Source organism: Flammeovirga sp. OC4, from assembly GCF_000812565.1.
In the GTDB taxonomy this organism is placed as follows: Bacteria; Bacteroidota; Bacteroidia; order Cytophagales; family Flammeovirgaceae; genus Flammeovirga.
Genome location: NZ_JTAM01000005.1, coordinates 150,510 through 173,764, shown reverse-complemented (window position 1 = coordinate 173,764; position 23,255 = coordinate 150,510). Strand labels below are relative to the sequence as shown.

Here is a 23,255-nt window from a genome sequence, read left to right as displayed (position 1 = left end):
AAGTAATCCTATTATCTAATTACCTTGTTACGGATAGATTTCAATAAACTTGTGATTTTTTGGATATCACCGTCAGTTACATGGACTACACTTCTAGTACCATCTGTAACAACAAGTACGCCATCAATTTCTTCCATAGTAGGTTCTCCTACGATTACCTCCACTTCAATTTGATCATAAATCTCTTGTAAAGCAGTGAGGTCATTAATCAAGTCCTCAAAACCTGGGCTTGATTTATATATATCTAAAACTAGAAGTAATTGATCTAAAACAATTTTTTGATCACCAATTTTATCTTTTAAAAGATCATTTGGTTCACGTGCATTTACCATTGCAGTAAGGTAAACTGCCTCAATCCAACCACCTGTTAAAATCAGAGCACTAACATTCTCTCTTTTTCTTTCAGCAAGGTTGTTATTAATTTTTTCAAAGTTTAAAGTAGTAGTTTGAATAAGTTCATCTAATCTATTTGAACTTTCTGCTAACTCTTTAATTGTTTCGTAGTCAAAAAATGCTCCAATTCCTAAACCGTCAGCAAGATCTTTTACTGAGTTTAAGAAGCTAATTGCATCCTGATTTTTTCCATAAATGTTCGCAAAGCCAAGGTCAGTACCGTAAATTCCTAGGTTTAATGCTTTTTGAAAAGTAGTGTTATATCTTGAAACAGCGTCAGGCGTATTCAAATCGCTTTTATTGTAAACTGTTCCATTCTCTTTAATTAGAACTGAAATTTCAAGAGGAGAAGGGATAGATTCTAAAACCTCACCTACTGGTAATATCTCTTGTTCAATGTGAGAAGGGTATACCCCGATGTTTGTATTTTTTACCTTTTCACTAGGTAATTCTCCAGCTTGAGCGAACGAGGAAGCTAAGAGTACCGATGCGGCTAATGTATTAAGATATTTGGTTTTCATCTTATTCTGGTTTTCTAAGATAGTTGCTATCCAAAATATAAGAGGATAATTAACAGTTGTGTTTATGCTTCTTTAGAGACAATCTTTGTAAAAATTACTTCAACCCCTTCAATCAGTTTCTTTAATAATTCAAAATAAAGAGTGAAGTACAAAAGAATAGACATCATCCAAATCCACAGTACATTAAATGTAAATGTGTCAATATATGTGCCAAAAAATTTCTTTGCAGGGGCAAAAAGGTGAGTTCTATAATCCAAAACTCCAGCAGTATTCTCTTTAATAAAGAAAATTGGATCTATAAGTTGCACAATTCTATTATGATCAACAACAGTTCTATTAAGAACAGTTTTGTTTTTCACGAAAGTTTCTAGTTGATCATTGTAATATTTATCTTTTGATTCCGATAAATTGAATTCTTCACCTAATTCCTTCTTCATTTCATAGATCTTAGCATCTCTTTGTTCTTCTGCTTTGATCAAGAAGTCATTATAGAAAATAGACGATTCATAAAGAATTTTTCTGAACTGATTGCCTTCACTAGAAGTGATCTTTCCATCTTCTATGAAAGACATTACAGTTGCTTTTTTCTCCTTATTTGTCGTGAAGAATAAGTCAGAATTAATTTCATTGGTTAATGTAAGAATGTCATCGGCTAATATTTTAGCAGTACTATCATTCGTATTCTTACTATTTAACTGAGCATTATAAAGAATTTCTTCCATTCTTGGTTCCCAATATGCACTCTTGTAGTTACTTTGACTTAATTGCATATCAACTTCAAAGAACGGTTTCTCATATCTATTGTTTTTAAATTGCTCAACAGATAAACCTTCATAAGCCCATCTAGAGGCCATAATATCAGCAATTAGGGGTGTTTTACCATGTTCACTGATGGTGTTATTTAATTTGCTAAAATCAAATATTAAGCCACTCAAAATCATTTGAGGAATCAGTAGAATTGGAATTAATATATATACCGTAATTGCTGAATTGAATGCAGAAGAAATGTTCAAACCGATCAAATTGGCATGACAAGAAACAGTAAATAGTATTAACCAATACTGATATGTCAAATCAGGAATCTCCAATAAGGTGTTGCCAATAAGTACAAAAGTGAATGTTTGTACAGCGGAGAACCCAAATAATATGATCAACTTAGAGAACAGATAACTAGATCGGCTGAGGTTTAGGAAGGACTCCCTTTTCTTGATCTTCCTGTCTTTAATAATCTCCTCGGCACTGACTGTCATACCCATAAACAACGCTACCAAAATAGCAATTAGGATATAGGCAGGGACATTTTCATTATGTCTAAATACATAATCTGAGTCATTATCTTTGATGTAATAAATAACCCAAGAAAGTAAAATAGCTAAGAAAGGTGCCTCTAATAAGTTGATAAGTAAATACTGTTTGTTACTAAATTTCGCTAAGAAATCACGAATCGTAAAAATGACAGTTTGTTTTATCTTAGAAGGAATCCTTAAGGTCTTAGGAGGATCAATATGTACTTCTTCAACTTCTTGTTTTTGGAATGTTTCTGAATATACTTTATACCAATCCTGAGGAGTAGCTTTCCTTTTGTTAGTGAACTCACCATATTCATCTACAACTTGAGCTTCAATGATGTTGAAGAGTTGTTCGGGGTTCACATTACCACAAGTGTTACATTGCCCTTGGTCACTATCCACTTGTCCTGCAGCACTCTTAAAGTGTGTTATGGCCTCAATTGGATTACCATAGAATACCGGATATCCACCTGTGTCTAACAGCCACATCTTATCAAACATCTTATAGATATCAGATGAAGGTTGGTGGATTACCACAAATATCAATTTACCTTTTAGTGATAATTCCTTTAAAAGGTCAATCACATTTTCAGAATCTCTAGAAGATAAACCTGAAGTAGGCTCATCCACAAACATCACTGCTGGCTCACGAATAAGCTCTAAAGCAATGTTTAGACGTTTACGCTGACCACCAGAAATCTTTTTGTTTAGAACATTACCTACTACTAAGTGTGCAATTCTATCTAAACCTAAACTAAGTAGTACTTCGTTTACCTTGTCTGTTAGCTCCGCTTCGTTCATGTCTTTAAAACAAAGTTTTGCGTTATAGTAAAGGTTTTGGAATACTGTTAATTCTTCAATTAGAAGATCGTCTTGAGCAATGTAACCAATGACGCCTTCAATTTTATCTTTTTCTTTATGCAGGTTGTACCCATTGATTCTTACTTCACCATTGGATGGAGTCTCCAATCCAGCAAGTACATTAAGAAGGGTTGTTTTACCTGCACCAGAGGCTCCCATAATTCCAACAAGCTGACCGGTGTTTTCACCAAAGTTAATATCGCGAAGACCAACTTGTCCATTAGGGAATTTATATTCTAAGTTCTCAACAATGAAAGAGATGTTACCACCAATTTCATCAGAGTTGTATTTGTTGACTAAATCACTGTAGTATAGTGGAGCTCCTTTAGGAGTCTTGAAAATACTACCAGGAGAAAATAAATGAACCGTATTTGATGCTACAGGTTGACCATTTAAGTAAATAGTATCTTTACCTGTATATTTTGTGAAGTATAAAGCAACACTCTTTAGTCGGATGAAAATGATTTCACCATCTAAAAGTCCAGAATCAATAAATTTGATTTTACTTCCTTCAGGAGGCATTTCGTCATCGAAAATAAGAATGTCTTCATTATCAATTTTTGAAGAGTGTGTTTCAATGACAAAACGTTCTAATAATTTGTATTCAGGAGAAGGGATATTAAATACATCAGCTACTGTGTGTATAATATCCATTCTTTGTGGGGTAAATGATTTATCTGAGGCCACAAGTTCCAATAGCTTCACCATTACGATGATTTTCTGCTTTTGGTCAAGTGTCTTATTGATTTTTCTACAAAGAGAAAGTGTTCTTACCGAGTTTCTCACCGATACAGCATCAGATACTGTGTCGTCAGCATTTTCGCCTCTTGCAGCTCTCTTTTTTGCAGCTTTTGCTTTTCTTTTTGCAATACGATCTTCTTCATCTTTGATAAGTTGATCGTATAGCTCAATATATTCTTCAACAGAACGTTTCTCAAGTTCTTGGTTCAAGAAGTTGATAACAAAATTTCTTTCTGTTTCAGTTAACCCTTCATCTTGTGTAGAGATGATAGCAAAAAGTTGCGTAAGTGCTTTTAATATTTCTTCACTCATAGATTGCCGACAATAGTTCGGAAATTCAATTCAAAACAAAAAATAATATATACTCCATTGAGTATACATCTAATTAATGCAATTATGCTATTAAATATTGCATCAAAAACCGTTATTTATTAGATAAATATAAAAAACACTTGGTTTTAAAGGAAAAGCCAAGTGTTTTTTATTGAGAAAAGATACATATTAGTATGTTTCGAATTCAAATTCAAGTTCTACTAATTCTTCAAACTCTTCTCCAGCCTCTTGCATATCTTCATCATCTTCGTGATAGTACCATACAATTGTAGTACCCACTATCTCTTCTAATGCTGACAGAACATCTAGTATTAATTTAGATGAAGCTGTATTAAAATATTCAAGTTTAAATAAAAACTTTGTTGAGCTATTTGCATTTTCAGCATACTCTTCTATCCATTTTAGGATAGGAGCAAAGAATTCTGCTGAGTCTTCTGGAAGGGATCTACCCGAAATTTCGAATAGTTCGTTGTCTTTGTCCAAGATGACTTTTGGCGTATCCTCTGTTCCTGCAAGATTAAGGACTTTCATGTAAAGTTATTTTAGATTTCTTGGAATTGTCGTTTTAAGAGAAAAAAATGTGAACTCATCATTGATGGGTTCAAAATCAAAACGTAGTTTCTCGCCTGATTTTCTAGCCATATCAATAAAGCCAAGACCCGCGCCTCCTTTGGCAGAGATCTTACCATTCTTAATAATGTCTTTATATAAATCTTTGAGACCGTCTTTGTCGAGGTCATTAATTCTTTCTAATCTTTGAGCAATGTCTCTGACATTCTTAGAAAGTATTGGGTTGCCTGATGTGATAAAATAAGAGTTGTCTTCTTTTCCAATCATAAAGACAGCACTATTTTTTTTGTCAGATGTTTTCTCCATTGGGACGGCATACTTACTGATGTTCTGCAAGCACTCTACCATAACATTAAAGACCTTTCTTTTGATCTTAGACTGTTCACCATATGAATCCATGTTTCTTTCCGCCATGGATAATACAGATTTGGTTATATCTTGCGTAATCTCTCCTTCATAAACGAGTATGAGATCTTTGTCAAGCATTGTCCTGTGAAGTTCGTAGATGTATTTCATATGTCCGAACAGAATTTTTTAACCAACTTAATAATTGTTGGAGCTTTATTCTTACGAATAATAGATTTAGACGTAAAAAAAATATTTTCAAATATAACTAAACGTAGGAAACTAACAAGTTTTTCTTTGCTAAAATCTTATCCCTATCATTATAACGTCATCAGTTTGCTTTGCATTGCCTTTCCAATCAACAAATGTTTGATGAAGAGTATGCGCAATTTCTTCCATGTTTGAATGATCAGAGTTGGAAATCACCTCACGTATTCTTTTAGCACCGAACTTTCGGTTCTCTGGACCTCCAAATTGATCAGGATAGCCATCAGAGAATAAGAAGATTTCATCTCCTTCTTCTAACTGAATTTCGTGAGTTGTAAAGTTTGTTCTTGTTTTGTATTCCCCTCCAACAGGGAATTTATTTCCTTTAACCTGAATGAAATCTTTTGTTTCAGTCTTAAATAAGAATAGCGGTCTATGTGCACCTGCGTATTCAATTCTTTTAGCGTTAATATCTATCTTTGCAATTGCAATATCCATACCATCTCTAGTACTACTATTAGAGTCTTGTCTTAGCGTTTTTGTAACTCCTTGATGCAGTAAGTCTAATATTTCGCCAGGAGCAATTTGATGGTTGTTTTGTACAATGTCATTAAGGATGAAATAACCAATTAATGAGATTAAAGCACCTGGTACACCGTGTCCTGTACAATCTACAGCTGCGATATAAATGTCATTGTCTTTTTTGAAATACCAAGGGAAATCGCCACTGACTACATCTCTAGGTTTGTAGAGGATAAAGCAATCATTGAGATCTCTTTTAATAATTTCCGTTTCTGGAATGATTGCACCCTGAATTCGCTTGGCATAATTAATACTCTCCGTGATTTTTTTGTTTTTAAGCAAGATTTCAAGCTCTGATTTCTTACGTTCAGTAATATCATGCGAGACAAATAAAGCACTTTCGAATTCATTATCTTCAGTGAATTCTGGTATTGCAGTAACCGTCATAAAACGGTTGCCACTTGCAGTAGGGAATTCAACCTCCCGAGTAGATTTTTCTTTCTTCGAAGACACTTCAATAAGCATATCTTTCCATTCAGAAATAATATGTTCTGGTAATGCAGTGTTTTCAATCTTCTGATTTAAGAATAAATCGGCTGATAGGCCTGTAAGCTCTTCAATAATTGGGTTGGTGTAGAAGATTAGACCTTCTTTATTTAATCGTTGAATTAAGTCGAGAGAGTTCTCAGATAATGCTTGCATTTGTGTACGCATACGTTTCTCTGTCTCTGCTCTTCTTCTTTCAGTGATGTCTTGTGCATTGATTACAATACCTTCGATAGCAGGATCTTTTGTGAGGTTAATACCCGTAGCTTCTAGCCAAATGTACCTTCCGTCTTGAAGTTTGTATCGGTATTGTGCACTTAAAGTTTCTTCGTTCTTCGACTTCGATAATGAGGTAATGAAATCTCTAACTTCATCTACACTATCCTTATGTAAGTTGTCTAAGTAAGAAAGGTTAATTAAATCTGCCGGTTTGTACCCTAAGATATGTTTCGAAGAAGGACTGACGAATTTAATTTTTGCGTTTTCATCAAAAATTGTAATTACCTCAGATGCATTCTCTAATAAGGATTGTAATCTATTTTGAGATCGTTTTACCTCTTCAACTTGTTCCTCTAGACGGTGATTGGTTCTTTGTAATTCTTCTTGAGTAGCTTCCATCTCTTCTGCATTCTGGCGAAGAATTTCTTGCTGGACAGAAAGTTCAGAACTCATCTGTTGAGACTCCTTCAGAAGTTTTACTGTTCTCTCGTTAATTTTGATATTAAAAATTGTACGAGCTATAATTTGTGAGATTTCTTTTACGAAATCTAACTTCATCGTTGAGAAATTGTCTAGAGAGGCGAATTCTAAAATACCAAATACTTTATCATTCGCGATAAGAGGCATAATTAGAATTGACTTAGGTTTTTGCTCACCTAATAAACCTGATGTAATCGATAAATAACTACTAGGAATCTCGGTTCTTAAGATCATTTCCATCTCAATTGCAGCTTGTCCAACTAAACCTTCTGCAAATTTAAATTTCTTTTGGAGGAAACGTCTTTTATTATAGGCATAGGTGCTTATTAGCCTAATTTCTTGTTCTTCTAATGGAAGTTCATCAGTCACACCTTCTACAACATAAAAGGCACCTTGGACTGCGTCAATTTTTTCAGTAGTAAAAGCAATAACTTCATTACCTAGTTCGACCAGGTCATTGTGATTGCGAAGAATTTGACCGATTTCTGCTTCACCAGTAATAATCCAGTTACGTTCAGAATCTCTTTTTTCAGCTCTTTGAATACTATCCCTCATGCCAATTAAGGCATTACCTAGTGTATCATCATCACTAAGTGATGTATAAGAAGCGTCGTAATTTCCTTCACCAATTTGTTCTGAGAAGTTTGCAGTTCTCTTCATACCGTTTACCACTTCTTGTACGGCCATAGACATTTCGCCAATCTCATCTTTATGAATAAGGTTTACTACTTCATGAGGAAGGATACCTTTTGCAATGAGGTTTAGCCTGTTTTTTAGAGTGATAATTGGGTTTGTAAGGTATTTAGAGAAAATGACAGCAATCATCATAGAAATGAAGATGATCACAATTGCGGTGTAAAAGAAGGTTCTTATTAGACCGTTTAAGCCGCTTTTAATTTCGTCGTAGTCTATTTTCACAACTAAACCCCAATTGGTGGTTGGGATGTAGTTCCAATAGGAAATGGTCTTTTCACCTCTCCAGTCAATATCATAACTAAAATCTTTGGAGTCACCTTTTGCCGCTTTTTGAATAGCAATATTAGAAGGATCACCAAGACTAATTACTTCAGTTAATAAGTTTGAACTGCCTTTTAATGGAGATATAATGGTAACATTGCTTGATTGATTGTCTGATAATCTAGAAAGTAATATTTCACCAGTATCGCCAAGTCCTGTCCTATTTTCAACTATTGGATATATGTTTTTCTGGAGGCTGTAAAGAATAATCACATGCCCTAATTCCCCAAATCTTGATTTCATTCTTGGAGAGACAACATAAATGTGAGCACCCTTTTCAGTATTAAAAGGTTCAGAAAAATAGGTTTTGGTTTTCGCTTTCTTAATGATTTTTTCAAACTTCTTGTTTCTGTCACCTACAATTACAGACGCTGGGAAAGTGTAACTAGTATAAAGAACATTTCCTTTGTTATCTGTAATGATGATGTTCGAATAACCATTCACAATTTGTTTTGGGAATAGTTCATTATCAAGTTTTCTTTTTATTTCGTAGTAGGTAGAATCTTTATACGATCTTGATTTTGATTGAAAGAGGTACTTTAACTTTGTAGCGTTATTTACAATTAAAGCAGACTTTGCCATATATTTCAAGTTTTGTTCGATGTACTTGAATTTTTGGTCAATTTGTTCTGCTTTCAGTGTACTGATAACATCAAAAGTTTGAGAGAACCTTCTTTCAACTGAATTTTCAGTCTGAAAATAAGAGAGGGAACTAATAGTTACTACAGTAATGGTTACAACGAGTAACATTATAATAGTAATTTTAGTACGTATCTTTAAGTCTTGGAAAAACATATATATAAAGTCCTACTGTTTATATCAATATTTTTAACTTTCAGTAAACCAAATGGTTACTTTGTCTAGAATTTCACGATCCTCAGGAGTGAAATTTTTGAAAGAGGCAAGTTCAACTACTCCCAATAAATTAGATTCGGCATCTAAGATTGGAGCAATCATTAGTGAATTTGGTGTTGAATCACCTAATCCGGATACCACTTTTATGTAGTTTTCTGGAATTGTATTCGAAATGATAGAAGATCTAGTCGATGCAACCTGACCAGGAAGACCTTCTCCAAATTCAAATGCCAATGTCTGTGATTCTGGTAAGTAAAAAGAAAAACCTTTAGAAAAGGAAATCATATTCTTTCCATCAATGACAGTTGTTTTATAGTAAATACCTGTACTGACTTGGAATTCGCGACAAATTGAATTTAATAGTATTTGTTCTTTATCATCACCATCATCTATGTTGAGAATAGAAGCTTGAATATTCTTTTTGATGAGTTGACCTCTTTCTCTAAATGTATCTTTTGTTTCTTCTTCTCTTTTTTGGCTTTCCTTAGAAAAGTACTTTGGAACATAAATGATATGGTCCTCTGGATCTTTCATTAATTCGGAAATTAACCTAAATAAAAGGAATATTAGTATTGCAAAAGTAAAACCTAGCGTATAAAAAGTTGGAGTGCTTAAATCCATTATCTGAAGATAGGTCTTATCATCTTTCCTCTCTAAAGCACTCAATATTTCTTCAGGTAGGTTGTATAATCTAGAGGTAGAAAAGAAGGACAAGAATAGGAAAATTACACCTAATATAATATTAAAAACCTGGCGACTGCTGAATATGAGATAAAGTAATATTATGACAAATACTAAATCGATATACCCTAAAGTCAATAGGTATTTTTCTCTATTGTATTCCCCGTTTCCTAAGATCAAAGTTTTTACACTTCCCGGAAATTGATTTTCAAATATTAAAATCATCGAGAAAATAAACACAAAAATTGAAGCTACAACGATCGCAGGAACTTTGTATACCGTATGAATATTCTTCTCTCTAATATTTGTTCTTTTCTGTGTTGTTTTCAAAATACTAATTAGTTTGCTTGAAAAAGTTTCACAAGTCTTAATAAGTAACGCTTATTTTTGGTAAGCCTTGTATAAATCTAGTAGAAAATTTGTAATTTTTTCAGCTTCAAGGCAAAAATCTATTTCAGTTACTTGCTTTGCAGACAAAGGCATGGTATTCATCATGCTTTCTTCAGGGTCCTGAATTATGGTTACACCACCTTTATCTTTGATGGCTTTCATACCTAAAGCTCCATCTTTGTTAGCTCCTGAAAATAAGATTCCAATAAGTTTTTCTTTATAAACATAAGCTGCACTTTTAAAAGTTAGATCAATGGCTGGTCTTGAATTGTTTACTAGACCTTCAGTGGATAAAGACATAGTATTTCCTAGTTCAATGCATAAATGATAATTAGCAGGAGCTAGGTAAACCATGCCAGGCCTAACTATTTCTTTATCTAAAGGCTCAAGAATAGGCTTTGAACTCTTTATAGATAAAGCCTCTATAAAACCATGCCTAACATGCTTTAATCTATGAAGACAAAGAAAAATTGGTATAGGAAAGTCCTTTGGTAAATCCGCGAGCAATTTTGTAATAGGTTTAAAACTGCCGGCTGAACCTCCAATTACTATTCCTTTATATTTATTATGAAAAAATGAAGAATTCATTGAGTAGCGTGTGGAAGTTAATCTTTGATCTTCTTATAAATCTTTTCTTCGTTGTTAACTACAACGAATTTATTGGCAATATCACACCAAATCAAAGATTCTTTTGATCCAATTGCAAGATTTCCATATTTAAAAAGACTACCATGTAGTTTTTTAAGTACTTCGTTTTGTAAAGTTTGGTTGAAATAAATCATTACGTTTCTGCATAAAATTAAATCAAACTTAGAGAAAGGATTGCCTTTCACTAAATCTTGAACACGGAATGATACTCTTTCAATTAGTTCAGGTTTGATATAGAAAAAACCTTCATCTTCTACAAAGTAGCTAAGGAAATCATTTTTTCCACCATAGCGCTCGTAGTTTTGTTTGTTGAGCTCCATGTTTTTGGCAGAAAATGAAGCTTTTTTAGCCTTATTAATAATGGACTGATCGATATCAGTAGCTACAATTGTAGCACTTTCAAGGCAATCTAACTCCTTCAAAAGGATACACATTGAAATGACTTCTTCGCCTGATGAACATCCTGCATGCCATATACTGATTTTGCGATGTTCCTTTATTACATCAGGAATAATTTCATCTCTAAGGCTGCTCCAAAAAGTAGGGTCACGGAACATCTCTGTAACGTTGACGGTGATTTCAGAAACAAATTCTTGGAAGAAAGATGGATTGTTTTTAAATTTTTTGATTAGTGCTTCGACAGATGTGAATTTATACAGTTCGATTACTCTTCGTACTCTTCGGGTAAAGGAAGACATTGCATAATTTTTGAAATCGTAATCAAAATTATCATCTATATATTGGGTTAATCTTCTTAATTCTGCTATTTCAATATCACGTTGCATATTTTGCTTAAAAAATGATGACAGTTTTTTTGACAGCCAAAATTATGAAAAAATTATGGTTATCGTGAGTGTAAGGTATGAAAAAATCCTTTCCTCATGATTTTGTGATAATGAGAAAAGGATTTTATAGTATGGTTATATGAAATTATCGCCTCGAGTTTACAATCTGAGGGCATTCTGAATGCATATCCATAATTTCATATTTCTTTCTTTCCTTGTTGAAGTAGTTCGCACTCGCAGAATTAGTCGGAGCACATGAATAGATCAAAGCACCTAAAGTAAGTAATGCGATTGATGATAAGATTCTTTTTTTAATATTTTTCATTGTAGCTGTTGGCTAATATGGATACTCATTTGATGTCAATAATGACTGCTTAGCAATCCAAGATACAAAATGTATGCCTAAATACTACATTATTATTTTCTTTTTCTTCTTTTGCTTAAAGAATGCTTGAATAGCTCCTGCAATTTTGTGTGTTTCAACGAGAAATCCATCATGCCCATATAATGATGAAATTTCTTCATATGTGACATTAGGAATGTGTTGTGTAATGAAACGTTGTTCAGAAACTGGGAAAAGCACATCTGAAGTAATACCGATAACTTGTGTGTAGGCTTTTATAGTACTCAAAGCGTCTTCGATTGACTTTCTTCCTCTACCTAAATTGTGGGAATCCATGGTGTTAGAAAGTGTCCAATATGAATATGCATTGAATCTACTCAGAAGCTTTTTACCTTGGTATTCTTGATAAGATGAAGCCTTAAAGTTGTTCGTGACTGACTCAGAATCCTCGCTTTGTGTTTTCTCGTACGTGCTGTAATTTCTGTAAGAAAGCATTGCAATGGATCTTGCAGCAATCAAACCTCTACTTCCAGCATGTGGGTCTTCTTGTCCCCATGTTGGGTCTGCTTGGATAGCTAACCTTTGTGATTCATTAAAGGCGACTCCCCAAGGAGAATGTTTCGCATTTGTTGCACAAATTATAAGGTTTTCCATTAAGTCAGGTTGAGAGACTGCCCATTCTAATGCTTGTTGACCACCTAATGAACCACCAATGAGGGTATTGATTCTTTCAATCTTTAGCTCCTTTCTCAGTAAATCAAGAGATTTTACAATGTCACGTATTGTAATCGAAGGGAAGGAATTATAGTAAGGTTTGTTGGTGTCAGGGTTTATCGATAGTGGTCCTGTTGAACCATAACATGACCCAATCACATTGGCACATATAATAAAATGTTCCTTTGGATTGAAGATAGAATTATCACCAAACAGTCCATTCCACCAATCTGAAACTTCAGCATTTCCTGTAAGTGCATGACAAACCCATATGACATTTGATTGGTCATCATTGAGTTGACCCATAGTTTGATAGGCGAGTGTTAAGTCATTTAATTCTCCTCCTAATTCGAGCTCGAATTTTTTATTATATGTGAAAAAATGCTCTTGCATTACCTTCTTTTCTTTTTTATTAAAATAAGAAATGGAGAGTAGGAGAGTGTAGGATGACCTTCAGTAGCGTAATTACAGTGGATATAATTGAGCAGAATGTATTTGTATTGACTTTCAGACGTCTAAATATTCTATCGTTTATATGTCCTAATAATTAGGCTAGGATGTAGCACCTTATCAATAATAGATGGTTGCTAGAGGGTCGTTGAGCCTAGTCTCTTACCTCTTCTTTATAAACACTTACGTCTTACTATCAGATGTAAATGGTATGCAGGTTCAAAATAAGTCGACAATTTATAAAAAAACAAACCTTCATCTCTAAAATTGATAGAAATGAAGGTTTTTGTGTGATATTTTTAAAATTTTACAATTCTATGATGATTCCGATAGAAGGTTGAACAATTCCGTTCGTAGTTTCTATATATTTCGGAACGTATCGAGAAGGGTCGTTAGGGTCCACCATTGGAGTACCATCAGCATTCAATTCTGTGGTAAGAATTGGTTGTCCTTTTGCTTTGTATCCATATAAATTCTGGATGTCTAAATAGAAGTTTAAACTCCATTTGTCAAAGTAATAATATTTATCGACTCTTACATCTAATTGGTGAGTTGGATCTAAACGTAATGTATTGACTTGTGAGTAATCCCTCACACCTCTTTTCTCATTGTCCCAAACTTCTCTTCGCATAGACGCTTCTTCATCATAAGGGGTGTAAGGTGTTCCTCCTGAGAATAACCATCTTGCTCCGATTTCCCAGTTTTTACCTAATTTCTTTCCTCCCGTCAAACTTACAATATTTCTACTGTCCCAAGATGAAGGAGCATATACATCAGGATTTGCATTCGTGAACTCAGACATTACAAATGTGTAAGCAAAAATACCATAGAATCCTTTAAAGAACTTCTGTTGAGCCATAAATTCAATACCTCTAGAACGACCTTTAGAGGTGCTTGTCACTTCTTCACTACCAATCACACCAAAGTCAGCTCCTAAATTGGCTAATGAGATTTGATTGTTGACAGAGTAAGGGTATTGATCGTATACCTTTTCAAATGCTTCTAAAGTAAACTTGACGTTTTTCTCTGGAATCTTATACTCAAATCCACCTACTAATTGTTTGTTTCTGATGTATAATAAATTGTTTTGTTTGTTGATAAAGTCTTCTCCTTCTTTATAACCCAACGTAGTGTAGGTTGGAAGTTGGTAGTAAATACCTGTATTGAAGTTTAAGCTCCATCTAGGTGTGAATTGGTAAGATGCAGAAAATCTAGGTGAGAATTGATCCAATAAATTTGACATGGAACTAGAGTAGTCATTAGCGTCAACTCTTGCACCTAACGAAAGCGTTAGTTGATCTTGTATTAACTTCTTACTAACAGTTGCAAAACCACCCCATTTATTTAAACTTAAATCAGATTTGAAATTAATAGTCTCTAGATCACCTGAAGAGAAATCATAAAGAGTCTGTTCTGTTCTGTTGTTATAAATTGCATATTCATAATTCAAGCCATAACTGAATGTCCAACCTGAATTAGTGAATGTTACACCTTCTGCTCTAAACTTATTCTCTATTTCTTGCGATTTGTAATCGTAAATTCTTGGTTGACTTGTGTCGTTGTCAGGGTGTTTGTATTGAGCATTATTCAACATGTTTCTTGAAGCCACAAAAGTGAATGTTGAATTGTCTCTGAAGTGTTCATACTTAGCACCAATAGTATAATTCCATTGTGATTGTTCGGGAGTGTTATTCAAAGTATAAAGATTTTGCTCGTAATCCTCGTCAGTAGGGTCACCCGGAGAATCTGCTAGTTTGAATTGGTCAATGGCTCCAAGACCTATTATTGAGATTTGATTTCTTTGGTTTAGCTTATACTTATATTTTAACTGAAAATCGTTGTAGGTAGGTAAGAAAGGTAAGCCAAGAACACTGAAAAGTGCTTGTAAATAAGATTGACGGGCAGAAACCACAATTGATGATTTTTCTGTAACAGGGCCTTCGAATGTTAATCCGATATCAGAGGTGCCTATAATAACATTTGTAGTATGTTGATCAGTACGACCGTCTTTTTGCGTAAATTCCATTACTGATGATAAGGCATTTCCTCTTCCTGCAGGAAAAGCCCCTGAATAAAATTCAACGTCTTTAATGAAATCAACGTTGATCATGCCCACTGGGCCACCTGAAGCACCTTGAGTTGCAAAGTGGTTGATATTGGGTATTTCAATTCCATCGAGGTAGAACCTATTCTCGTTAGGTGCACCACCTCTAATTAAAATGTCATTTCTGAAAGAAGCGGTGGAAGCAACCCCAGGCAAGGATTGTAATACTCTTGAAATATCCCTATTAGCTCCAGGAGCTCTTTTGACTTCTGTAACTCCGATTCTTTGTACAGAAACAGGGGATTCGTCTGATTTGTAAAAACCATTTGCAACAACTTCTACTTCGTTTAGTTCTTGTGTAGAAGGTGTTAGTTTAAAATCTACAACAGCTGGTCGTGAATTTGATACTTCTACTTCTACTGACTCTGGCCCATAACCAACGTAGTTTACTACTAAATTATACAAGCCAGGTTGTAAATTTTTGATTTCAAATGAACCGTCTTCTTTAGTTGTTGCGCCAGTTGTAGTACCTTGTATTACGACAGTAGCATAGGGGACAGTTTGGTTGTTAGATTTTTCGCTTACCGTACCTCTTATGATTCCCTTTTGGGCAAATGCACTAGAGGAGATAATAAAAATTGAAAAAATAAGGTGTAAGTATTTCATAATTGTAATTTGTCTAAGTATATCGCTTAAACAGTGAAATAGGTTAATTGTTTAGAATATTTGTTAGATTTTATGGTGCAAAGTAAAGTGTAAAAGTTAACATTTGAAAAGAAAAATCACATCTTAAAAGGGTGTTATAAAGTTTACGTTGTGAATTGAAGTGTAATTGCTTTGCAATTAAGGATTTGCAAATGTTAATAAATTGTTAAATATTATTAAGTATGAATATAGAAGATTTTAGAGATTATTGTTTGAACAAGAAAGCAGTCACAGAAGAGTTTCCTTTTGATGAAAAAACATTAGTGTTTAAGGTGGCAGGAAAAATGTTTGCGTTGACGGATGTTGACAATTTTGAAAGTTTTAATGTGAAGTGTGACCCGGAATTGGCACTGGAAATGAGAGATAGATATAATGCCGTAAAAGCAGGTTACCATATGAATAAAAAACACTGGAATACCATTACTGTTTTTGGAGATTTACCAGAAGCTGAAATGTATAAATCTATTGATCACTCTTATGATTTGGTCTATAATAAATTACCTAAGAAAATCAGGGCAGAAATAGAGAATGAAAGCTGAAAAATGTTCAATAAGTATAAAAAATGAGTCTTTTTTTTATGAAAATTACAATAAATACCTAAAATATATTCAAATGTCATTATAAAATAATACTTTTGAATAGCGGTTGTAACTAAAAGACAAATGAACATGGCGAATAAGAGATTTTTTGTAATTGATTTTGATAGTACATTCACAAAAGTAGAAGCACTTGATGTATTGAGTGATATACTTTACGAGGGTACTGACAAAAAGGAAGAAATTGGAAGTAAGATCAAAGAACTTACAGACCAAGCAATGGCTGGTGAGTTGTCTTTTAGAGAAGCTTTAGAACAACGATTGGCCTTATTGGATGCAACAAAGAAAGATGTAGATCAACTTTCATCGGAACTTAAAAAATTAGTATCAGAGTCGGTAAAGAGAAATAAAGAATTCTTTGCAAAGGAGAAGGATAACGTATTGATCGTTTCTTCCGGATTCAAAGATTTTATCACTCCAGTTGTAGCTGATTTCGGTATTAAGGAAGAAAATATTTATGCCAACACTTTCACTTACAATGAGAAAGATGAAGTGACTGGTTTTGATGCTTCCAACCCATTATCTGAACATAAAGGTAAAGTAAAACTGATGGAAGAACTGTCGTTGGATGGCGATGTTCTTGTAATTGGTGATGGTTATACTGATTATGAAATTAGAGAAGCAGGTTTGGCTAAGACATTCTATGCTTTCACTGAAAATATTAAAAGAGAAAAAGTACTTGCTAAAGCTGATATTGAAGCAAGTAGTTTTGATGAAATACTATATTCAATTAAACATCCTATGGCGACTTCATTTCCAAAGAGTAAAATAAAAGTATTATTACTCGAAAATATCCATAAAGATGCAAAGCAGAAGTTAGAAGATGAGGGCTACCAAGTAGAATTATTGGGTGGTGCTTTAGATGAAGACGAACTTTGTGAAAAAATCAAAGGTGTTCATATTTTAGGTATCCGTTCTAAAACGATGTTAACACGTAAAGTTGTTGAGGCAGCTGATCGTTTAATGTTGGTGGGTGCTTTCTGTATCGGTACCAATCAAATCGATCTTCAAGCATGTACTGATCACGGTGTAAGTGTTTTCAATGCACCTTACAGTAACACGCGTTCAGTAGTAGAAATGGCTATTGGTGAGATTATCTTATTGATGCGTCAGATCCCAAGAAGAATGCGTCAAATGGACAGAGGTGAGTGGAGCAAATCTGCAAACGGAAGTTTTGAGGTAAGAGGTAAGAAATTAGGTATTATTGGATATGGTAATATCGGATCTCAATTATCTATTCTTGCAGAGATGTTGGGTATGGATGTGTATTACTATGATGTAGTAGAAAAACTAGCATTGGGTAATGCTACTAAATTGAATTCATTGGACGAGTTGTTAGCTACATGTGATGTGATTTCACTTCACGTAGACGGTCGTGCTGAAAATAAAGGATACTTCACAGGTGAGCACATTGCTAAGATGAAGAAAGGAGCAATCCTTGTAAACTTAGCAAGAGGTCCAGTTGTTGAATTAGAAGCATTGCAACAAGCATTGCAAAGTGGTCACCTATCAGGTGCAGCGATCGACGTATTTCCTGTAGAGCCAAAAAACAATAATGATACTTTTGATGCTCCATTAAAAGATGTGGATAACTTAATCCTAACACCACACATTGGTGGATCAACATTGGAGGCACAAGAAAATATTGCAGATTTTGTTCCTGGTAAAATGATTGAATATGTAAATACAGGTAGTTCATTTAACAGTGTGAACTTCCCGAATGTTCAATTGCCTCGTTTGGAGAACGGACACCGTATGTTGCATATCCACAAAAACGTTTCAGGTATCTTGGCAAAAATGAACAACGTGTTTGCAAAACATGGATGTAACATTTTAGGTCAGTACTTAAAAACGAATGAAGATATTGGTTATGTAATTACAGATATTGATCAAACGTACCAACCAGAATTATTGGAAGATTTAAGATCAATTGATAATACAATTAAGTTTAGAACTTTATATTAATCATCATTTGATTAGAAATACAGAAAGGGCTTATGGTTTTCGTATCATAAGCCTTTTTTTGTTATGGTTCCTCGTTTATGGTGGTCATGGTTTGAAATAAAAGAAGCGGTTATCTCAACAACGAGATAACCGCTTCTGTATTTTTAAGCTTTATACCTTTTATAAAGGTTGTAGGCTATTTATTTCTTTGTTGTAAATAAAGTTGGCTTGATTACTAAGCCCATCCAACCCCAGTTGTTGAATTTTTCGTGGTCACCACCTGCGTTAGCAGCTGTAGCATATTGCATTGATTCTGTAGCAAACATACCTGACCAACCACCTTGAATAGTGATGTACTTGTTGAATTTATGATTGATGATTAAATCAAATTCAGTACCTAGGTTACTTTTATAAGTAGTGCCAGTGCTGCTGTCTCCAAGTTGAGCTGCAGACATAAATTGGTGTAATCTACCATAGAAGTTCCATTGGTCATTTGCTTTATAAGTAGCACCAATGTAAATATCAGTTAAACCACCAGCTGGGTTTCTGCCACCAACATAGAAGTAATCCATGTGACCATTGAATTTGTGGTTAGTACCAAAATAAGGGTTGAATGAATTGTTTTGATCAGCGTCAGCATCATAGGCAGTACCTGAAAGAATTTCAGCACCTAAAATTAAACCTACTTTGTCTGATGGTTTGAATAATAATTCAAGTAAAGCATTGTATGCACCAATTGTTTTCTCTGCTCCTGCAACACCAGTTTTACCAAACTGATAATATACTGAAGCATTTAAACCAAACTTACCAGGTCTCCATTCACCATGAGCCCCTAATGTTTGTTGATAAACTGTTTCGTAATCTGTTCTAGCAGGATTGTTGATCGTTGGATCAAATTGTTCAAGCCCTAAGTTCATAAATAAAGCAGATAGCTTAAAGTCCTCAAATTTCTTATTGAACCATAAGTATTGCATATTCTTGTAACTATTGTTTGTGCCAGGAACTAAAGGAGTGTAGAAATTAGTTTCTCCAACAGTTGCTACTGCGAAACCTACATGTAGTTTGAAGCTCTTTTCATACTTTAAAACTACAGCATCATGGCTTCTCGCTTGTTGAGCCCAATCTACAGAACCAAAGATTCTGTGATCATCATATACTAATTCTTGACGACCTACTTTGGCTGAGAATTCTTCAGTGAAAAATAACTCACCATACATTTCATGTACATGTAAGTTACCGTTGTCTTTGTTAGCGAAGTGATTTACTTCTCCCCATGTTCTAACATCCTGTATTGAAACACCCATTTTGAACTTCTCACTTTTATCAGTGAATAAAAAGCGTAGTCTTGCTCTTTGAGATACAAAATCGGTAGGACGGTCCAAGTTACTATTTGATGGTCTTAGCTGACCAAAACCATTTCTATGTTCATAACGAGGTTTCAGTTGGGCATCAATCGTAAAGTCTTGACCCAGAGCGAAGTTACTAAACAGCAAAAGGATTGTTGCAGGTAGTAGTAATTTTCTTAACATACTATAAAATTAGTTAGATTAATATTGATGAAGCTAAAATATCTTAAAAAAAATTTGGGAACAATTTTCTGCGAAAAATGTTTTGCAAATAATCAATAATGTTAGAAAGGTATGACTTCCATCATATTTTTATGAGAAATTGTGTCACAAATTTACATCATAACTCTAAAATTGTTAATTTCTATTAAGGAATAAGACACATATAAATAAAGTCAAATACTTATTGTCAATGGGGAAACAAAACGACAAAGAGAATCTGAATCTATCTAGGAGAGATTTTCTAAAACTAACTGGAGGTACGGTTGCTGTAGGCGGTGCTGCTTTAAGTGGTTGGGGTCTCACAGAATTAATAGTTGATGAAGGACCAGTGAAATCATGGCACAAATCAGTTTGTAGATATTGTGGTACAGGCTGTGGTGTAATGCTAGGTATGAACAAAGACAAATTAGTTCGAGTACGTGGAGATCAAGAAGCCCACAACAAAGGCGTAATCTGTATCAAGGGTTCTATGTTGGATTCATTAATGAAGGATCCGGGTAGACTTAAAACTCCAAAAATTAAAAAAGACGGGAAGTTTGTAGAAGCTTCATGGGAGGAAGCAATGAGTTTGATGACTTCGAAGTTTAAAGAGGCTTTGCAAGATCATGGACCTGAAAGCATCGGCTTCTATGGCTCTGGTCAACTATTAATCGAAGAGTCTTATACAGCCAACAAACTATTTAAAGCAGGCTTCAAAACAAATAATGTGGATGGGAATCCTCGTTTGTGTATGGCGTCAGCTGCTGTAGGGTATACTCAGACTTTTGGTAAAGATGAACCTCCTGGGGCTTATGATGATATAGACCATGCAGAAACATTCTTCTTGATTGGCTCTAATGCTTATGAATGTCACCCGCCATTATGGGAAAGAATCATGATGCGTAAAAAGGCCAACAAGAATGTAAAAATCATTGTAGTTGATCCAAGAAAGACAAAAACAGCCGAGCATGCAGATATTTACTTGCCAGTATTGCCAGGTAAAGATATGTTGTTATTGAACTCTATGTGTTCAGTAATGTCAGAGTTGGAGTTGCTAGATGATGATTTTGTCTCTAAGTATGTTAGTTTCAATGACGGAAAACAAAAAATATCTTTAGAAGAATATAAAGAGTTCTTAAAAGATTATCGTCCTGAAAAAGTAGCAGATGAGTTAGGGATTACTCCAAGAGAAATCCGAGAGGTGGCCTATCAGTTTGCAAGTTCAAAAGCAACGATGTCTTTATGGACAATGGGTATTAATCAGAGAGTACAAGGTGTATTCTTAAATAATACGTTGAACTCGTTGCACTTAATTACAGGTCAGATTTGTCGTCCTGGTGCTACTCCTCTTTCATTGACAGGTCAATCGAATGCTTGTGGTGGTGTGAGAGATACAGGTTCTTTAGCTCACTTATTACCAAATGGTAGAATGGTAGCGAATGCCACACATCGTAAGGAAATGGAAGGTTTGTGGAAAGTTCCAGAAGGTACTATTTCACCAAAGCCTGGTAGACATGCCTTAGCTATGTTTGATGGTATGGTAAAAGGCGATGTGAAAGCAGCGTTGATCATGTGTACAAACCCAGCACAAAGTTTACCGAACAACCGTTATTACAGAGAAGGTATGGAAAAAGCTTTCTTAGTTGTATCGGAAGTGTTCGGAGATACAGAAACTGCAAAATTTGCTGACATTCTTTTACCTGCTGCATTATACATTGAAAAAGAAGGTGTATACGGTCAAACGGAAAGAAGATATCAAATCATTGAGAAATTGAGAGAGCCTGTAGGTGAAGCTCGTTCTGATTTTGATATTATAGTAGACTTTGCTAATAGAATGGGGCAGGGTAAACTGATTACCTATAAAACTCCTAATGAATGTTGGGATGAATATAGAAATATTTCAAAAGCAAGTAAATACGATTTCAGTGGTATCACTTATGATCGTTTAAAGAAGGAGAGAGGTATTCAATGGCCTTGTCCTACGGAAGACCATCCAGGTACCGTGAGAAGATATATTAAAGGAGATCCATTTGCAGATAAACATGTGAATTCAAATCATAAGGTTCATTTTTATGGAAAACCTGATGGTAGAGCAGTTGTTTTTGCGAGACCTTATAAAGCAGGTAATGAAGATGTATCTGCGGATAAACCTTTATTCTTGACGACTGGCCGTGTAATTTCACAATGGCATACAGGAACAATGACTTATAGAATCTCTGAATTGAATCATTCAGCAGGTCCTGGTCGTTTTGTTTTCCATCCTCAAGATGCAGGATTGAACAATGTCAAAAAAGGAGATACAATCGAAGTGGAAAGTAGTCGTGGAAAAATGCAAGGTATTGTAGATATTTCAGATCATGAAACTCCAGGTGTTGTATTCGGAGCCTTCTATGATGCGAAGTTTCTTGTTAACAATGTTGTGTCGGATGATCATGACCCAATTTCAAAGGAACCTGACTACAAGGTGACTGCAATTAAAGTAAAAAAGGTATAACAAATTAACTTCTTAAGATTTATGGAAACAATATTAGATGTATTGGCAATATTTGTGCTTATCGTAGAAGTTATATTGCTGTATCAATTAAGAGCAAACAGGCATGAGTTAAGTGCTAAAGTAAGGTCGATGGTGCTTTTTGGGATTATTGTATTCCCATTACTAGCCTTATTATTAGGTAATTACCATGTTTTTGTGTCGTCAAAAGAGTCTACAACGTGCCAAAGCTGTCACGTAATGTCTCCAATGGCAAATGATATGATGTTTGATTCACATTCTCAAACATTAGCAGCTAGACATTACCAAAATGGATGGATTGCCGAGCATGAGTGTTATAGCTGTCACGCGGATTATGGTTTTCAAGGAACTATGAAAGCGAAGTTAGATGGTTACCGTCACTTGATGAGATATGTAACGAAGACTTATACAGAACCTATTCGTTACAGAGGTGAATTTAATTCAATGAACTGTTATGGGTGTCACCAGGGATCAAGAACTTTTGAAGCGGTTGATGAACATGCTCCAGTTGTTGAGAATTTAATGGGTGATGATCCTTCAATTTCTTGTTTAAATTGTCACGGAAGAGCTCACCCGGAACCTTCGAAAAGAACTCCTGGTAGCAAAGAGTATAAATGGCTTTCAGATCCAAAAGTGAAGGAAGTTGTCAATGCTCAAGAAGTTAAAGATTACATTAATACACTTGCTGCTTCAGCAGAACAATCAAAATAACATGAGAAAAGTATTTATAGAAAGTATGTTGGTGATTGTTGGTTTAGCAATCTCTATTCCCTACATCATTTTTCCGAACCCTTATCTAATGTTCTTATTTGTATTTGTTGCTCAACCTTGTATTGGAGTGGCAGTCGCATTAGTACTATGGGAAGTCTACAAAGATTTGACGAGTAAAGATATTTTATAGAAATATTTCGGCTAATCTTTTTAAATATTAGGTCTTGTATTCCGTTATTTAGAATACAAGACCTTTTTATTTATTAAATTGCACATTCATTTTACA

The 23,255-nt window shown here is 34.5% G+C and carries 17 protein-coding genes and 1 riboswitch; of the genes, 5 read left to right on the top strand and 12 right to left on the bottom strand.

Features of this window, described 5'->3' with window-relative positions; genetic code table 11:
- Window positions 1–11: 11 nt before the first annotated feature.
- From PL77_RS06005 to PL77_RS05960, 11 genes are all read right to left on the bottom strand, one after another.
- Window positions 12–914 (bottom strand): hypothetical protein, encoded by a 903-nt coding sequence (locus PL77_RS06005; protein ID WP_044202793.1) that lies wholly within the window; start codon window positions 912–914, stop codon window positions 12–14.
- 62 nt (window positions 915–976) lie between these two features.
- Complete coding sequence (locus PL77_RS06000) at window positions 977–4,117, bottom strand: ATP-binding cassette domain-containing protein (RefSeq protein ID WP_044202791.1); 3,141 nt, start codon at window positions 4,115–4,117, stop codon at window positions 977–979.
- A 189-nt stretch (window positions 4,118–4,306) separates the two neighbouring features.
- Entirely contained in the window at window positions 4,307–4,669 is a 363-nt protein-coding gene (locus PL77_RS05995) for a DUF1987 domain-containing protein (protein ID WP_044202790.1), read from the bottom strand.
- Window positions 4,670–4,675: 6 nt separating this feature from the next.
- Window positions 4,676–5,224 (bottom strand): SiaB family protein kinase, encoded by a 549-nt coding sequence (locus PL77_RS05990; RefSeq protein WP_044202789.1) that lies wholly within the window; start codon window positions 5,222–5,224, stop codon window positions 4,676–4,678.
- A 129-nt stretch (window positions 5,225–5,353) separates the two neighbouring features.
- Window positions 5,354–8,794: a PAS domain S-box protein gene (locus PL77_RS05985; protein WP_253273970.1), complete on the bottom strand. Its 3,441-nt coding sequence runs from the start codon at window positions 8,792–8,794 to the stop codon at window positions 5,354–5,356.
- Window positions 8,795–8,872: 78 nt separating this feature from the next.
- Window positions 8,873–9,910 (bottom strand): GAF domain-containing protein, encoded by a 1,038-nt coding sequence (locus PL77_RS05980; protein ID WP_044202783.1) that lies wholly within the window; start codon window positions 9,908–9,910, stop codon window positions 8,873–8,875.
- 51 nt (window positions 9,911–9,961) lie between these two features.
- On the bottom strand, window positions 9,962–10,558 hold the full coding sequence (locus tag PL77_RS05975; RefSeq protein WP_044202781.1) for a chemotaxis protein CheB: 597 nt from the start codon (window positions 10,556–10,558) through the stop codon (window positions 9,962–9,964).
- Between the two features lie 17 nt (window positions 10,559–10,575).
- The gene (locus tag PL77_RS05970; protein ID WP_044202778.1) at window positions 10,576–11,403 is read right to left on the bottom strand and encodes a protein-glutamate O-methyltransferase CheR; all 828 of its coding nucleotides are present in this window, start codon (window positions 11,401–11,403) and stop codon (window positions 10,576–10,578) included.
- A gap of 145 nt (window positions 11,404–11,548) precedes the next feature.
- Window positions 11,549–11,728, bottom strand: coding sequence for a hypothetical protein (locus PL77_RS31715; RefSeq protein WP_156152264.1), 180 nt, complete (start codon window positions 11,726–11,728; stop codon window positions 11,549–11,551).
- 84 nt (window positions 11,729–11,812) lie between these two features.
- Window positions 11,813–12,886 carry a homoserine O-acetyltransferase gene (gene metX, locus PL77_RS05965; RefSeq protein WP_256380330.1) on the bottom strand — a complete coding sequence of 358 codons (1,074 nt, stop codon included), beginning with the start codon at window positions 12,884–12,886 and terminating at the stop codon, window positions 11,813–11,815.
- Window positions 12,887–12,988: 102 nt separating this feature from the next.
- Window positions 12,989–13,092: riboswitch (SAM riboswitch) on the bottom strand.
- Between the two features lie 125 nt (window positions 13,093–13,217).
- Complete coding sequence (locus PL77_RS05960; RefSeq protein ID WP_044202773.1) at window positions 13,218–15,620, bottom strand: TonB-dependent receptor; 2,403 nt, start codon at window positions 15,618–15,620, stop codon at window positions 13,218–13,220.
- A 221-nt stretch (window positions 15,621–15,841) separates the two neighbouring features.
- Between PL77_RS05960 and PL77_RS05955 the strand changes: the two genes are divergently transcribed.
- Both PL77_RS05955 and serA read left to right on the top strand, forming a co-directional pair.
- Window positions 15,842–16,198 carry an MmcQ/YjbR family DNA-binding protein gene (locus PL77_RS05955; RefSeq protein ID WP_044202770.1) on the top strand — a complete coding sequence of 119 codons (357 nt, stop codon included), beginning with the start codon at window positions 15,842–15,844 and terminating at the stop codon, window positions 16,196–16,198.
- A gap of 129 nt (window positions 16,199–16,327) precedes the next feature.
- Window positions 16,328–18,220 carry a phosphoglycerate dehydrogenase gene (gene serA / locus PL77_RS05950; protein WP_044202767.1) on the top strand — a complete coding sequence of 631 codons (1,893 nt, stop codon included), beginning with the start codon at window positions 16,328–16,330 and terminating at the stop codon, window positions 18,218–18,220.
- A 179-nt stretch (window positions 18,221–18,399) separates the two neighbouring features.
- Here the strand turns inward: serA and PL77_RS05945 are convergent, their stop codons facing one another.
- Window positions 18,400–19,728, bottom strand: a complete 1,329-nt coding sequence (locus tag PL77_RS05945) for an alginate export family protein (protein WP_044202764.1) — start codon at window positions 19,726–19,728, stop codon at window positions 18,400–18,402.
- 229 nt (window positions 19,729–19,957) lie between these two features.
- Between PL77_RS05945 and PL77_RS05940 the strand changes: the two genes are divergently transcribed.
- The 3 genes from PL77_RS05940 to PL77_RS05930 are packed head-to-tail and all read left to right on the top strand — an operon-like array spanning window position 19,958 to window position 23,159.
- Window positions 19,958–22,240: a molybdopterin-dependent oxidoreductase gene (locus PL77_RS05940; protein WP_216595887.1), complete on the top strand. Its 2,283-nt coding sequence runs from the start codon at window positions 19,958–19,960 to the stop codon at window positions 22,238–22,240.
- 21 nt (window positions 22,241–22,261) lie between these two features.
- The gene (locus tag PL77_RS05935; protein ID WP_052444206.1) at window positions 22,262–22,969 is read left to right on the top strand and encodes a NapC/NirT family cytochrome c; all 708 of its coding nucleotides are present in this window, start codon (window positions 22,262–22,264) and stop codon (window positions 22,967–22,969) included.
- A 1-nt stretch (window position 22,970) separates the two neighbouring features.
- On the top strand, window positions 22,971–23,159 hold the full coding sequence (locus PL77_RS05930) for a hypothetical protein (RefSeq protein ID WP_044202762.1): 189 nt from the start codon (window positions 22,971–22,973) through the stop codon (window positions 23,157–23,159).
- Window positions 23,160–23,255: the final 96 nt, after the last annotated feature.